The sequence below is a fragment of the Nocardiopsis sp. NPDC058631 genome (genome assembly GCF_042716955.1).
Classification (GTDB): domain Bacteria; phylum Actinomycetota; class Actinomycetes; order Streptosporangiales; family Streptosporangiaceae; genus Nocardiopsis.
The window spans coordinates 79,632-95,177 of sequence record NZ_JBHXQY010000009.1 but is presented as its reverse complement, the minus strand read 5'-3'; the positions used below and the strand labels follow the sequence as shown (position 1 = coordinate 95,177).

At 71.0% G+C, this 15,546-nt stretch carries 8 protein-coding genes and 2 pseudogenes; all 10 read left to right on the top strand.

What is annotated here, in order from left to right; translation table 11 throughout:
* Positions 1-453: 453 nt before the first annotated feature.
* Complete coding sequence (locus tag ACFWTE_RS05670; RefSeq protein ID WP_378778141.1) at positions 454-3,159, top strand: putative bifunctional diguanylate cyclase/phosphodiesterase; 2,706 nt, start codon at positions 454-456, stop codon at positions 3,157-3,159.
* A 74-nt stretch (positions 3,160-3,233) separates the two neighbouring features.
* On the top strand, positions 3,234-4,130 hold the full coding sequence (locus ACFWTE_RS05665) for a hypothetical protein (RefSeq protein ID WP_378778140.1): 897 nt from the start codon (positions 3,234-3,236) through the stop codon (positions 4,128-4,130).
* 373 nt (positions 4,131-4,503) lie between these two features.
* Positions 4,504-6,288: pseudogene (locus ACFWTE_RS05660) on the top strand (acetolactate synthase large subunit); the annotation flags it as partial.
* A 20-nt stretch (positions 6,289-6,308) separates the two neighbouring features.
* The gene (ilvN, locus tag ACFWTE_RS05655; RefSeq protein ID WP_378778139.1) at positions 6,309-6,833 is read left to right on the top strand and encodes an acetolactate synthase small subunit; all 525 of its coding nucleotides are present in this window, start codon (positions 6,309-6,311) and stop codon (positions 6,831-6,833) included.
* 117 nt (positions 6,834-6,950) lie between these two features.
* Positions 6,951-7,958, top strand: a pseudogene (gene ilvC / locus ACFWTE_RS05650) (ketol-acid reductoisomerase); the annotation flags it as partial.
* 159 nt (positions 7,959-8,117) lie between these two features.
* Entirely contained in the window at positions 8,118-9,707 is a 1,590-nt protein-coding gene (serA, locus tag ACFWTE_RS05645; protein ID WP_378778138.1) for a phosphoglycerate dehydrogenase, read from the top strand.
* Positions 9,708-10,154: 447 nt separating this feature from the next.
* Positions 10,155-11,039 carry a class I SAM-dependent methyltransferase gene (locus ACFWTE_RS05640; protein ID WP_378778137.1) on the top strand — a complete coding sequence of 295 codons (885 nt, stop codon included), beginning with the start codon at positions 10,155-10,157 and terminating at the stop codon, positions 11,037-11,039.
* Positions 11,036-13,015 carry a glycosyltransferase gene (locus ACFWTE_RS05635; protein WP_378778136.1) on the top strand — a complete coding sequence of 660 codons (1,980 nt, stop codon included), beginning with the start codon at positions 11,036-11,038 and terminating at the stop codon, positions 13,013-13,015. Before ACFWTE_RS05640 ends, ACFWTE_RS05635 begins: the two co-directional genes overlap by 4 nt.
* Positions 13,012-14,622, top strand: a complete 1,611-nt coding sequence (locus tag ACFWTE_RS05630) for a glycosyltransferase (RefSeq protein ID WP_378778150.1) — start codon at positions 13,012-13,014, stop codon at positions 14,620-14,622. Before ACFWTE_RS05635 ends, ACFWTE_RS05630 begins: the two co-directional genes overlap by 4 nt.
* On the top strand, positions 14,619-15,546 hold a 928-nt coding region (locus ACFWTE_RS05625; protein WP_378778149.1), incomplete at its 3' end, for a glycosyltransferase. The genes ACFWTE_RS05630 and ACFWTE_RS05625, both read left to right, overlap by 4 nt.

Here is a 15,546-nt window from a genome sequence, read left to right as displayed (position 1 = left end):
GGCCGAACGCGAGGTCCGGGGTCAGGCGCCGACGATCAGGTCCTGGAGCCCGGGAACCGGGGGACCGGCCCGCCCCGGACGGTGTGTTTCGGTGCCATCGGTGCGCAGGGGGCTCGGAGGAGGGTCCGCGGCGCGCCGTACGCACAGCGGTCCGCCAACGCGCGATGGTGACTCCGGGTCACCATTTTGTCGTCATCTCTCATCCGGTCCTCAATCGCTGTGTGACCTTGGTTGCGTAGGGTTGCGACGCACGGGGGTGTGTGCGGTCGCTCGAACCGTCCCGCCGCCAGGCTCGTCCAGTCCCGCGAGAACCTGGGCGGCAGACTGCGGTGCCCGGTGCTGTGCCGTGCCGGGGACTCGAACGACGCGAGGTGGGTGCTCCATGTCCGAGGAGAGAGCGCGACGGCGGCCGAGCGCCGCGAAGGTCGCGAAGCGCCCGCGGGGAGGTCGGTGATGGGAACCCGGGCACGCCGCCTGTGGACCGTCGGCTTGGGCGTGCTGTTCCTGGTCTACGTGGCGGCCGCGTTCGTACCGATGGGACCGACCACCGTCACCGCGACGTTCGGCGAGTGGCCGACGGCGCTGGCCGCGGGTGCTGCCGGAATCTCCCTGCTCCTGGCCTCGCGGCGCTGGGCCGCGACCGGCGCGGACCGGGAGGCGCACGCCGACGGGGCGGACGGCCCCGCCGCGCTGCGGCACCTGGGATTCGCCGCACTCGCCTGGTGCGCGGGTGGCGTCACTCACGGTCTGACCCGTCTCCTCAGCTCCAGCTCGGTACTCTCGCTCACTCTGGGTGACCTTTTCGCGCTCGCCGCGCTGCCGCTCTTCGTGGTGGGGTTCACACGGTTCGCCCCCTGGCCGGGCGGGCTGCGGACCGCGATGCGCCACATCACCGACAGCTACGTGTGCGCCGCCGCGGTCTTCTCCGTGGTGTGGCTGCTGCTGTTCTCCCCCCTCTACGAGGAACTGGGCGAGGGGGCCGGGTTCCTGGGGTTCGCCCTGGTCTACCCGGTCGCCGACATCGTCGTGCTGTGCCTGCTCGTCCCGCTGGTGTTCATGTCACCGCACACCACCCGGCGCGCGGTGCTGCTGGCGATCGGTGCGCTCATCGTCATCGCGACGTCGGACATGATCGGCGCGCTCACCCGCCTGACAGGCGTGCCCATCGCCGGGGGGATCGAGCACCCGATCAAGTTCCTGGGCTTCGCCCTGCTGGGCGCCCTGCCGTGGCTGATCGAGCACCGGCCGGGAGCGGAACCGCACCGGATCACGGGGCGGGGCCTGTACCGGTTCGCGCCCGAGCTCGCGGCACTGGGGGCGGTGGCCGTCGCCGCGGTGGTGCTCACCGTGGCCGGGTTCCGGTTGTCCGGAGTGGCGCCGGTGCTCCCGCTGGCCGCCGGAACCGCCGTGATCGTGCTCCTGGTGCGGGTCCTGGGCATGCTGGAGGAGAACGCGACCCTCTCCCGCATGGTCCGCAACCGCGAGGGCCACTTCCATGAACTGGCCCGCAACAGCGGCGACGTCATCCTCATCCTGGACCGGGACGGTGGCGTGTTCTACGTCAGCCCGGGGACGGCCGAGGCGTTCGGGTACCGGTTGGACGACGTGCTCGCCGCACCGGTCACCGCGCTGATCCACCCCGAGGACCTGACGCGCACCAAGCCCGTCACGGACCTGTTCAGTGAGCGCGGCTCCCAGGGCGTGCACCTGCGGCTGCGGGTGCGGGCCGCGGACGGGACGTGGCGGCACACCGAGTCGACCGCCTCCCTGTACGAGCAGCCGGGCGAACCCGACCGCCTGCTGGTGACCACCCGCGACATCAGCGCGCAGGTGGCCCTCCAGGACGAGGTGGAGCACCTGACGTTCCACGACGGGGTGACCGGGCTGCCCAACAGGGCGTACCTGGAGGAGCGGGCCAGCGACGTGCTGGCGCACCGGGCCATCAGCGAGGAGCCCAACGAGGACATCGCGGTGATCTTCCTGGACCTGGACGGGTTCACGTCGGTCAACGACTCGGCCGGCCACGTGCGTGGCGACCACCTGCTGGGCCAGGCCGCCCGCAGGCTGCGTGCCGTGGTGGACTCGAACGCGACCCTGGCCCGCTGGGGCGGCGACGAGTTCGCGGTCCTGGTGGAGGGGGTGCCCCTGGCCCAGCGGGTGGTCGACCTGGCCGAGCGCCTGGGCCGGGTGATCGCCTCCGAGCCCTTCCAGGTCGCCGACCGCGAGATCATGCTGACCGCCAGCACCGGGGTGGCCTTCGCCGAACCCACCACCGACAGCGGTGAGCTGCTGCGCAACGCCGACGTGGCCATGACCCGCGCCAAGGAGCGCGGCGCGGGGCACGTGGAGGTCTACGCCGCCCACATGCACGACATGGTGGTGTCCCGGCTGGAGTTGCAGATACGCCTGCGCGAGGCGTTGGCCAACGGCGACTTCTTCCTGGAGTACCAGCCGGTCGTGGACCTGGGCAGCTCCCAGGTGACCTCGGTGGAGGCGCTGGTGCGCTGGGACCGCGGCGGGGAGGCGATCGGGCCGGACGCGTTCCTCGGAGCCGCGGAGGAGTCGGGGCTGATCGTGCCGCTGGGGGAGTGGATCCTTCGGGAGGCGTGCGAGAAGGTCGCCGTGTGGCGGCTCTCGGACTGGGACATCGGGCTGTCGGTCAACCTGTCCGTGAAGCAGGTGCTGTCCGCCCGCTTCGTGGAGACGGTGGCGGGTGTCCTCGCCGAGACGGGCCTGTCCGCCGAGGTGCTCACCATGGAGGTCGACGAGGAGGTCCTGCTGGACGACGGCGGCGAGGCCGTGCAGCGCCTGGCGGAGCTCCGGGAGCTGGGCGTGCGGCTGGCCATCGACGACTACGGCATGGGCTACGCGTCGCTGGCCCACCTGCGGCGGCTGAGTGTGGACGCGATCAAGATCGACCCGTCGTTCATCGCCGACCTGGGGCGCGACGACACGGTCACGCTGCTCACCCACACCATCATCCAGCTGGGCCGCGACCTGGGGGTGCAGGTGGTAGCGGAGGGGATCGAGCGTCCCGAGCAGCTGGAGCAGCTGCGGGCCATGGGCTGCGACCACGGACAGGGCTTCCTGGTGGCCCGCCCGATGGCCGCGAGCGGCGTCGAGTCGCTCGTCGGCGGCGAGGCCGGGGTCAACCTCTGACAGGGCGGACGGACATACCCGGATGATCCGACGTTCGCCGGTGGAGATGGCGACATGACCGCTACTTTTTCGCCATGCCCTCACACGAACACGAGTTCCCCGTCGACCTCATACGGAATGATCCGAGGTTCGCGGTGGAGCTTCTCCAGGAGGTCGGTGGAAAACCGCTGCCCGAGCACACCCGGGTGCGCTGTGACGCGTCGGAGGCGACGCGGACCGCCCCGGTACAGCTGATCGCCGACTCGGTGGTGGTCTGCGAACGACAGCCCTTCCCGCACGAGAGGACCGACGAGCCGGTGCCCGTCCTGGGGATCATCACCGAGCCCCAGAACAAGTGGGACCCGAGGAAGCCCTACAGCTGGCCCGCCTACGTGGCCAATATCCGACACCGGCTCAGGTGCCCCGTCGCCCTGCTGGTGCTCACCCCCACCACCGCCCTCGCCCGCCGGTACTCCGAACCCATCGACCTGGGTTGCGGGGAGATCCGTCCCCTGGTGCTGGCTCTGGACACGCTCGAACCCGTCACCGACCAGAGCGTGGCGGCGGCGCATCCGGTGCTGACCGTGCTGTCCCTCGCCTCGAACCCGACGGATGACGAGGCCGCCCTGAAAGCCCTGATCACGGCTCTGAAGAGCCTCGATACGTCGGCTTCGTCACTGTATTCTGACTACGTGCTCGCGGCGTTGTCCGCCGCCGCCCTGGGATCTCTGGAGAAGATCATGACCTTGAGTGACTACGAGTTCCGTACCGAGTTGATCGGACGCCCCTTCCGGGAGGGCGAGGCCAAGGGCCAGGCCGAGGGTCGGGCCGAGGGTCGGGCCGAGGCGATCCTGGGGATCCTGGACGCGAGGGGGATCGCGGTCTCCGACGGGGTGCGCGAGCGCGTCACCTCCTCCACGGACCTGGCGGAGCTCGACCGGTGGGTGCGGCGGGCGGTGGGGGTCGAGCGGGCCGAGGACCTCTTCGAGTGACAGCGGGCCCGGCTCCCGGGTCCGCCGCACGTTGCGCACGACGGACCCCGGTACGTGTTCTGTGTTACACGCGGCGGAGGACTTGTAGGTGTCCGTCCAGTTCGGACCGGCATCTCAGCAGTGGGGGCGGTCGCATGCTGACATATTGATCTCACATAATGAGACATTATGACGTTCTTGTTGACGGGCGACCCCTCCGTCGGCCAATGTGGTCAACATGCAGAACACCTCCCTGATTCTCGTACTTGGTCGGCGCGCAGCCCACTGAGTTTCTTCTGCTGCGCGCCACCCCTCAACCGCCACAGGGCGGTGGGGGTTTTTTTATTGCCAGACCAGGGTCAGACCCACCAAGCCAGAGCCCCAGCACCGCTCTGGTACCTCGCTGAAGGATCTTGAGATGACCGAGCAGATGACCGGCGCCCAATCGCTGATCAGGTCGCTGGAGCAGGTCGGCGTTGACACTGTCTTCGGGATTCCCGGCGGTGCCATCCTCCCGGCCTACGACCCGCTCTACGACTCGGCCAAGGTGCGCCACATCCTCATGCGCCACGAGCAGGGCGCCGGACACGCGGCCGAGGGCTACGCCTACGCGACCGGCCGACCCGGGGTGTGCATGGCCACCAGCGGCCCGGGGGCCACCAACCTGGTGACCCCCCTCGCGGACGCCCACATGGACTCGGTTCCGATGGTCGCCATCACCGGGCAGGTCGCCGCCCCCATGATCGGCACCGACGCCTTCCAGGAAGCCGACATCTGCGGTATCACGATGCCGATCACCAAGCACAACTTCCTGGTCAAGAACGCCCGCGACATCCCCCGCACCATCGCCGAGGCCTTCCACATCGCCTCCACCGGACGCCCCGGGCCGGTCCTGGTCGACATCTCCAAGGACGCCCTCCAGGCCGCCTCCGAGTTCGTCTGGCCCGAACGCCTCGAACTGCCCGGCTACCGCCCGGTCACCAAGCCCCACGGCAAGCAGGTCCGCGAGGCCGCCCGCATGATCGCGGAGGCCCGGCGCCCCGTCCTGTACGTCGGCGGCGGCGTCCTGCGCGCCGGGGCCGCCGCCGAGCTGCGCGTCCTCGCCGAGATCACCGGGGTCCCCGTCGTCACCACGCTGATGGCCCGGGGCGTCTTCCCCGACAGCCACCCGCAGTTCGTGGGCATGCCCGGCATGCACGGTTCCGTCAGCGCCGTCGGAGCCCTCCAGAAGGCCGACCTCATCGTCGCCCTGGGCGCGCGCTTCGACGACCGCGTCACCGGCCGGCTCGACAGCTTCGCCCCCGACGCCAAGATCGTCCACGCCGACATCGACCCGGCCGAGATCTCCAAGAACCGCCACGCGGACGTGCCCATCGTCGGCGACTGCCGCGAGGTCCTCGCCGACATGGTCGTGGCCGTCCGCGCCGACCAGGAGAAGGGCCGACAGGGCGACTACGCGGCGTGGTGGCAGCAGCTCAACCGCCTGCGTACCGCCTACCCCAGGGGCTTCGAGGCCTCCGACGACGGCAGCCTGTCACCACAGGCCGTCATCCAGCGCCTGGGCAAGATCGCCGGACCGGAGGCCACCTACGTCGCCGGAGTCGGCCAGCACCAGATGTGGGCCGCCCAGTTCATCGACTACGAGCGCTCCGGGTCCTTCGTCAACTCCGGCGGACTCGGCACCATGGGCTTCTCCGTTCCCGCGGCGCTCGGTGCCAAGGTCGGCGACCCCGACCGGGTCGTGTGGTCCGTCGACGGCGACGGCTGCTTCCAGATGACCAACCAGGAACTGGCCACCTGCGCCATCGAGGGCATCCCCGTCAAGGTCGCGGTGGTCAACAACGGCAACCTGGGCATGGTCCGCCAGTGGCAGACCCTGTACTACGAGGGCCGTTACTCCAACACCGACCTGCAGACCTCGCCCAAGGACGAGAAGGTCCGGATCCCCGACTTCGTCCGCCTCGCGGAGGCGTACGGTTGTGTCGGCCTGCGCTGCGAGCGCATCGAGGACCTCGACGCCACCATCGAGAAGGCCATGTCGATCAACGACGCTCCCGTCGTCGTCGACTTCGCGGTCAACCACGACGCCATGGTCTGGCCGATGGTCGGCCCCGGCGTCAGCAACGACAACATCCAGTACGCGCGCGACATGGCGCCGAACTGGGAACACGAGGACTAAGAGGAGAAGGCCGAACCACCATGAGCAGTCACACGCTTTCCGTTCTGGTGGAGGACACCCCGGGTATCCTCGCCCGTGCCTCCTCCCTCTTCTCCCGCCGCGGCTTCAACATCGACTCACTCAGTGTCAGTACCACCGAGTACCCAGGACTGTCCCGGATGACAATCGTGGTCAACTGCGACCTCCACCCCTTGGAGCAGGTGACCAAACAGCTCAACAAGCTGGTCAACGTCGTCAAGATCGTGGAGATGGACACCACCGCGTCGGTCCGGCGCGAGCTCCTGCTCGTCAAGGTCAAGGCCGACGCGTCGAGCCGCACCCATGTGCTTCAGACGGCCGAGCTGTTCCGCGCGCACGTCGTGGACGTCAGCCCGGACGTCGTCGTCATCGAGGCCGTCGGCAACCCCGAGAAACTCGATGCCCTGGTGAAAAACCTGGAGCCGTTCGGCATCAGGGAACTCGTCAAGTCAGGGCTGGTCGCCCTGGGCCGCGGGCCGCGGTCGATCTCCGACCGCTCCCTCCGCACGGTCGACCGCAGCGCCTGAGGCGGCCAGGAGTCAACGAAGGCGCCGGAGCCGCAGGGCTTCGTCCCGGGGCGGCGGCGGACGGGGAGTCAGCACGGACGAACCCCCGCCGCGACCCCACACGTACGTAAGAACAAGGAGCATCACCAAGTGGCAGCACAGATGTACTACGACGACGCCGCGGACCTCGCGCTCATCCAGAGCAAGAAGGTCGCCGTGATCGGCTACGGCAGCCAGGGGCACGCGCACGCGCTGTCGCTGCGCGACTCGGGCGTGGACGTCCGGGTCGGACTCGCCGAGGGGTCCAAGAGCCGGGCCAAGGCCGAGGAGGAGGGCCTGCGCGTCGTCACCCCCGCGGAGGCCACCCGCGAGGCCGACGTCATCATGATCCTGGTCCCCGACCACATCCACCGGGACCTGTACGCCGAGGAGATCGCGCCGAACCTGGAGGAGGGCAACGCCCTGTTCTTCGGCCACGGCTTCAGCATCCGGTACGGCCTGATCAAGCCGCCCGCGGGCGTGGACGTGGCCATGGTCGCCCCCAAGGGCCCGGGCCACCTCGTCCGCCGCCAGTTCGAGGCCGGGCGCGGCGTGCCCTGCCTGGTCGCGGTCGAGAAGGACGCCAGCGGACAGGCCTGGGACCTGGCCCTGGCGTGGGCCAAGGGCATCGGCGGCACCAAGGCGGGCGTCATCAGGACGACGTTCACCGAGGAGACCGAGACCGACCTGTTCGGTGAGCAGGCCGTGCTGTGCGGTGGCACCGAGGAGCTGGTCAAGGCCGGTTTCGCCACCCTGGTCGAGGCGGGCTACCAGCCGGAGATCGCCTACTTCGAGTGCCTGCACGAGCTCAAGCTGATCGTCGACCTCATGTACGAGGGCGGCATCTCCAAGATGAACTGGTCGGTGTCCGACAACGCGGAGTACGGCGGCTACACCCGCGGTCCGCGCGTCATCACCGAGCAGACCCGCGAGGAGATGCGCAAGATCCTCGGCGAGATCCAGGACGGCTCCTACGCCAAGGAGCTCATGGACGAGTTCGACGCCGGTCAGCCGACCTTCAAGAAGCGCCGCGAGGCCGAGCAGAACGAGAAGATCGAGAAGGTGGGCGCCGAACTGCGTCCCCTGATGAGCTGGCTCAAGGCCTAGGTCATGAAGACCCCGTGAACTGGGGGCAGGTGGACTATCCCACCTGCCCCCATCGGGCTTCCCTACCAGGGCAGTAGACTTTTGATCGGCCGTCTCACCCGATCCGGGCAGCGCCAACCACCTGCGCGGTCGGGTCGCACCACCCGAAAAGGAACCGTTGTGCCCAAACCCGCCGTACTCGTAGCGGAAGAACTCTCGCCCGCCGGAATCGCGCTGCTCGAAGAGGACTTCGAGGTGCGCCACGTCAACGGCGCCGACCGGTCCCAGCTCCTGCCCGCCCTCGCCGACGTCGACGCCCTGATCGTGCGCAGCGCGACCAAGGTCGACGCCGAGGCCCTGGCCGCGGCCTCCCGCCTCCAGGTGGTCGCCCGCGCCGGCGTCGGTCTGGACAACGTGGACGTGGACGCCGCCACCAAGGCCGGCGTCCTGGTGGTCAACGCCCCGACCTCCAACATCATCAGCGCCGCCGAGCAGGCCATCAACCTGCTGCTGGCCAGCGCGCGCAACACCGCCCCGGCCCACAACGCCCTCATCAACGGCGAGTGGAAGCGGTCCAAGTACACCGGTGTGGAGCTGTACGAGAAGACCATCGGTGTCGTCGGCCTCGGCCGGATCGGTGCCCTCGTGGCGCAGCGCCTGTCGGCCTTCGGTACCAAGGTCATCGCCTACGACCCGTTCGTGCAGCCCGCCCGTGCGGCGCAGATCGGCGTGGAGATGACCACGCTCGACGAGCTGTTGGAGCGCTCCGACTTCATCACCATCCACCTGCCCAAGAACAAGGACACCCTGGGCCTGATCGGTGACGAGGCGCTGAGCAAGGTCAAGCCGACCGTGCGCGTCATCAACGCCGCGCGCGGCGGCATCCTGGACGAGGACGCCCTGTACCGCGCGCTCAAGGACGGCCGGGTCGCGGGCGCGGGCATCGACGTGTTCGCCAAGGAGCCCTGCACGGACAGCCCCCTCTTCGAGTTCGAGAACGTCGTGGTCGCCCCCCACCTGGGCGCGAGCACCGAGGAGGCGCAGGAGAAGGCGGGCACGCAGGTCGCCCGTTCCGTCAAGCTGGCGCTGTCGGGCGAGTTCGTGCCGGACGCGGTGAACGTGCAGGGCACCGGGGTCGCCGAGGAGATCAAGCCGGGGCTGCCCCTCACCGAGAAGCTCGGCCGGGTGTTCACCTCCCTCGCGGGCACCATCGCCAGCCGCATCGACGTGGAGGTGCGCGGGGAGATCGCCGCCCACGACGTCAAGGTCCTGGAGCTGGCCGCCCTCAAGGGCGTGTTCGCCGACGTGGTCGAGGACACGGTCACGTTCGTCAACGCCCCCCTCCTCGCGAAGGAGCGCGGTGTCGAGGTCAACCTCGTCACCAGCGACGACAGCAGCGACTGGCGGAACCTGATCTCGGTGCGCGGTGTTCTCGCGGACGGCACCCTGGTGTCGGTGTCCGGAACTCTCACCGGTCCGCGCCAGATCGAGAAGCTGGTCGAGATCAACAACTACACCATGGAGATCGGCCTGGCCGAGCACATGGTGTTCCTCTCCTACGAGGACCGTCCCGGCATCGTCGGCAAGGTCGGCGCCCTGCTGGGCGACGCGGGCGTCAACATCGCGGGGATGCAGGTCATCCGGGACCAGGAGGGCGGCAAGGCGCTGATCGCGCTCACCGTCGACTCCGCCGTGCCGGAGGAGATCCTGTCGTCGATCTCCGACGAGATCGACGCCGGCATCAGCCGTCAGATCGACCTGGAGGACTAGGGCCGTTGGGCTTCCCGAGGGGGCCGCTTCCACCGACAGTGGTCGGAGGAGGCGGCCCCTCTCCGTGCGCGGGGGCCGGGGAGGGCAGCCGACCCGCAAGGCCGTGGCTGTCCTTTCTGCTGCCTTTCATTACCTTTCTCGAAGAATGTTCCGAGTGCGGTTATTGGGGGCGTGGTGAATGACGTAAAGGGGTCTCGGTCTCGTGTTATGCGACGGTGATTTCTTCATCTGTGTAAAAATATCGCTGGCTGGAGTGCTGGTCCCCGTCCGGTTCCGCGTTCGTGGAGTCTTTTTCGAACGGTTTCGGGCGTGGGCGGTGGCGATGTCCTGGCTCCCGCCTCCATAGGTTGGACCGATGCTGGGGGGCCTGAATTGCAGTTTCCACGTCGACGACTCGCGGTAGCGCTGGGGACGGCCGTGCTGTCCGGGGCGGGCACGCTCCTGCTGATGCTCGGGTACGAAGTGATCGACGGCTGGGCCGCACTCCACCTCACCGTTCTGTCCGGGGCCTTCTGCGCGGTCGGAATCCTCGCGCTCGTTGTGCGTCGCAACACCGCGCAGGCGCGGTCGCTCCGGCGCCGGTTCGACAGCCACGCACGCGAGATCACCGAGATCGCCGGGGAGAACCGCACCGAGCTCTTCGCCCGCGCCGACGACCTGACCGGTCGCCTGGCACGGATGGAGGACGCGGTGCGGGCTCTGTGCGAGGCGACCGCGCCGGGCACGGCGTCACAGGGCGACGGGGACGGGACGGCCTCCGCGGCCTGGGCGGCGGGGTCCTCCGTGGAGACGGAGGCCGTCCGGGAACTGGGAGAACTCCTGGGGCCCGACGCCTACATGCCGCCGCTGGGAGGGGGCGGGGTCTCCCCGGACACGATGGGCCTGGTCGTCAGGGCGGTGAGGGACCGGCGCCCGCACCTGGTGGTGGAGGTCGGCAGCGGCGCGTCCACGCTCTGGCTGGGGCTGGCGCTGCGCCGGTTCCGGTCCGGGAGGGTGGTCGCTCTGGAGAGCGACCACCGGTGCGCGGAGCTGGTCCGGGCCATGGTCGCGGCCCACGGGCTCTCCGAGGTCGTCGAGGTGCGCTGTGCCTCGGACCTCGACGGACTGCACGGTATCGACCTGCTGCACGTCACCCGCTCGACGGGAGCGGAAGGGGGCGACCCTGTCGGGCAGGAACTCCTCGACCGCTGTGCCCCGGGCGCGCTGGTCATTCCCTGGGAGAAACGCGGAGCCCACGGCCCGGTACGCGAGAAGCTGCGGATCGAGCGCCCCGACCTCGTCGTCGAGGCGGGCGCCTCCGAGAGCACGGTGCCGGCCCGGGCCGCCTCGTGACCGGGGGAGAGATCGCGGACGTTCTGCGGCTCCGGGGTCCCCTCCCCGCGCTGGTCTGCCACACCGGTCCGGCGGCGGCGGCCGTCATCGGGGGCCTCGTCCTCGGCGCGGCGGACAGGACGGTCGACCTGGACCGGGTCGTCATCGGGGAGGGCGGAGCCGAACCGGCCGACCCGCACACGGGTGTGGTCACCGTCGTCGCGGCGACCCCGACCGACCTGAGGAGGGCGCTGGTCCCGCTCGGGGTCCTGCCCGCCGCGTCGTTCGTGGCGGTCGTCCTCCTGGAGGCCTCCCCCCACCAGGGAGCTCCGGTTCCGGTGGTGCCGGGGCAGGGCCAGTGGTCCGACCTGCTGGACCTGCGGGTGCGACGCCTCGCCTCCGGCGGTTGGTACTGCGAGGTGTGTTTCGCCGATCCGGTGCCGGTGCAGCGGGTGGTGGGGGCGCTGGCCCGGGGGGTGGTCGGCGGCCGACCGGGTGCCGCCGTGGTTCCGGCGGTGTCGGTGCTGGGCGCGGACACGGGCCTGTGGTGCCCGGGTGGCCCGCGGGTGGCGGATCCGCGCTGGGCGGACGTGGTGGTGGGGGTCGGTCCGGTGGCGCCGGAGGCCTCCGGCCTCCCCGAGGGCGCCCGGGGACGCGGCGTGCGCCGCCTGAGCGTGACGGATTCCTCGTGGGCGGTGGCGGGACGGCCGGGGGGTCCGGTCCCGAGCAGCTTCCGGGTGGAGGACGTGCCCCCGATCGACGAGCGGATGGTGAATCCGGCGGGGTTCGTCCGCCGCGCGGGGCCGAAGGTGGGGCGGTTGATCTCCCGGGACGGACGCTGGGTGCTGGTCGCGGGCCGGTCCGTGCAGTGGAGGGTGCCCGAGGACGGGACCCTGACGGACGTGGACGCCGCCCGGCTCAGGGACCTGCGCGCGGTGAGCGTGGAATGGGGGCGGCACAGCGGTCCGCTGGCGGCGGTACGGGCGGTGGCGGGGCTGGCCGCGGCCGGGGTGCCGCTCGTCGGCGGCCCGGTGCCACTGTGGGCCCGCTGCCTCGGTGCCGAGCTGTGCGCGCTGGTCATCGCCGTCGACGCCCGCGACCTCGCGGACGAACTGGTGCGGGAGGAGCACAGCGTCCGGTTGCGCCGGGCGGCGCTGCGTACGCACGGGGTGCGTGCGCGGTGGCGGGGCCTGGCAGCGGCGGCGGGCGTCGTGGTCCCGCCCGATCCCGTGGTGTCGGTGGTGCTGTGCACGCGGCGGCCGGAGATGGTCGGTTTCGCGTTGCGGCAGGTGGCCCGCCAGCGCGGGGTGCGGGTGGAGCTGGTCCTGGGGCTGCACGGGTTCGGCGAGGACGCTCCGGGGGTCGGGGAGGCCGTCGCCGGCTTCCGGGCGGCGGGCCGTGCCCTGGAGGTGTTCCGGCCCGATCCGGACGCGGTCCTGGGGTCGGTGCTGAACGAGGGGATCGCCAGGGCGAGCGGGCCGTCGGTCGCGAAGATGGACGACGACGACTGGTACGGGCCGGACCACCTCGCCGACCTGGTGCTCGCGCGCCACTACTCCGGTGCCGACCTCGTGGGCAGCGCGGCCGAGTTCGTCTACCTCGAAGCCCTCGACCTGACCGTGCGGCGGAGCGCCCCGACGGAGTGCCTGTGGCGGCGAGCCGCGGGGGGAACCCTCCTCATGGACAGGGGGACGCTGGAGGAGGTCGGCGGCTTCCCTCCGGTGGGCACGGCAGAGGACTCGGGCCTCCTCAGCGGAATCGAACTCCTCGGCGGTCGCGTCTACCGGGGCCACGGCCTCAACTACGTCCTGCGCCGCAGGGCGTCGGGGCACACCTGGGACGTCGGCGCGGGCTACTTCCTGCGGAGAGAAGCGGAACGGCGCCGGGGATGGTGGCCCAGCGCGCTGCTGGAGTCCGACGCCGCGGACGCACCCGGAGGGGCGGTGCGGCGGGGACCCGCCGAAGAGCTGGTGACGAGGGAGGGGAGCAGCCGATGACGCTCGTCCGTGAAGGCGCCCCGGTCCGCCGGGAACGGATGGACGGGGGGCCGCGGCCGCTGATCCGCCACAACGACTACTCGGTGCTGGTGCCGCCTCCGTTGGGCGGGTGGGTGCCGGTGTTGGACGTGAGTGTGGTGGTGCGGGCGTTCGGTGGTCAGGAGAAGCTGGATCTGACGCTGGCGTCGTTGGCCGTGCAGAGTTATCCGGCCGGGCTGCTGGAGGTCGTGGTGGTGGACGACGGCAGTGATCCGCCGCTCCGGTTGCCGCAGATCCGCCCCGCGAACACGCGGATCGTGCCGGTCCGGCCGGGGGGCTGGGGCAGGGGCCACGCGGTGAACTCCGGCGTGGCCGCCTCGGACGCGGACGTGGTGCTGTTCCTCGACGCCGACATGATCGCCTTCCGCGACCACGTCGAGGCGCAGATGCGCTGGCACCACCTCGCCGACTACCTCGTGGTCACCGGTCACCTGCGCTGCGTCGACCACGGTCCCGGCAGGCTGAACCCGGTGGAGGTGGCCGACGCCGTCGGACGCGGGGAGCCGGAGGCCCTGGTCGACGGCCCGGGCGAGGAACTGGAATGGCTGCGCAGGGCCTACGAGCAGAAGAAGAACCTGCGCACCGCCGGATACGAGGCGTTCTCCTACTTCATCGGAGGCACGGGTTCGGCGCGGAGGGACCTGTTGGTGGAGTGCGGCGGGACGGTCCCCGAACTGCTCCTGGGCGAGGACACGCACCTGGGGTACCGGCTGGCGCAGCGGGGCGCGGTGTTCGTCCCCGAGCTCGACAGCAGCAGCTGGCACCTGGGCCTCCCCGAGATGGAGCGCCGCAGGGAGGAGGGCGCCCGGTACAGGCTTCCCTTCGTCGGCAACCGCATCCCCCGGTTCGGTGTGCGCCGCGGTACGGGCACCCGCCAGTGGCAGGTGCCGTTGGTGGATGTGGTGGTGGAGGTGTCGGGTGTGGTGTTCGAGGTGGTCTCGGACACGGTGGAGCGTGTGCTGGGTGGTGATGCGCGGGATGTGCGGGTCACGTTGGTGGGGGAGTGGGGGCGTCTGGCGGCCGGGGGTCGGCATGCTGTTCTGGATGATCCGGATGTGGAGTTGAGGTTGGTTCGGGAGGCTTTCCGGTGTGAGTCGCGGGTGGTGTTCGCGGAGGGGGTGCCGCGGGTGGATCCGGATGTCCCCTTCCGGCTGTTCCTGCCCACGGGACTGCCGCTCGCCCGGCACGCCGTCCGCCGCATGGTCCAGAGGGCGGACGAGGCCCGCGCCGGACTGCTCCGCGCGGCCGTACCCGGAAGCGACCGCGGCGGCCCCCGCCTGGAGCGCACCGCGGCGTTCGCCCGGGCCCGGCGCCTGGGCGCGGCCGGTCCGGAGGACCTCGACGCCCTGGTCGGCGAGGTCAGCGACGTGCACTGGATCGACGGCGAGTCGCAGCTGCTCACCGAGGAGGACGGGCCGTCCGGCCCGCCGCGGGACTGGCGCGCGGTACTGGCGCGAGCCGAGCGGGAGGCCGCGGAGCAGGAGGCGAGGGCGGGGCGTCTGGAACGCAGGTACCGCTGGCTGACCGGGACCCGCAGCGGTCGGCTCCTGCGCCGGATCATCGCATGAGGGGAGCCGGCGGCATGGTGGCGGCGGACGGTGCGCGGGACCACGGCGGCGCGGTGGCGGAACGGAACGGGGCCGGGCCCCCCCGTGTCCGCCACAACGACTACTCGGTGCTGGTGCCGCCTCCGTTGGGCGGGTGGGTGCCGGTGTTGGACGTGAGTGTGGTGGTGCGGGCGTTCGGTGGTCAGGAGAAGCTGGATCTGACGCTGGCGTCGTTGGCCGTGCAGAGTTATCCGGCCGGGCTGCTGGAGGTCGTGGTGGTGGACGACGGCAGTGATCCGCCGCTCCGGTTGCCGCAGATCCGCCCCGCGAACACGCGGATCGTCGCGGCTCCCCCCGGCGGGTCGGAACTGTGCCGCGCCGTGCAGGCGGGGGCGGACGCCTCGTCGGGGGCGGTGGTCCTGGGGCTGGACGCGGGCACCGAGGTCGCTCCCGTCCACGTCGAGGCGCAGATGCGCTGGCACCACCTCGCCGACCACCTCGTCGTCCTGGGCGGGGAGCGGGCCGACGCGGACACCGGAGGGGAGGAAGGGCTGAGGGCCGCCGGACACCGGGCCTGGCAGGCCTTCGCCGGGTCCGTGTGGTCGGTCCGGCGGGCGCTGTTGGCCGAGTGCGGCGGGACGGGTTCCGGACCGGTCCCGGGCGAGGAGGTGCACCTGGGGTACCGGCTGGCGCAGCGGGGCGCGGTGTTCGTCCCCGAACCCGCCGCGACGGGGCGGCGCCCGGACGGGACGCGGACGCAGGACCGGGCGGAGGAGGCCGCACGGTTGCGCGGGCCGTTCCTGGAGAACCGCGTGCCGTGCCGGCACATCCGCCGGGCTGTTTCCGGACGCCAGTGGCAGGTGCCGTTGGTGGATGTGGTGGTGGAGGTGTCGGGTGTGGTGTTCGAGGTGGTCTCGGACACGGTGGAGCGTGTGCTGGGTGGTG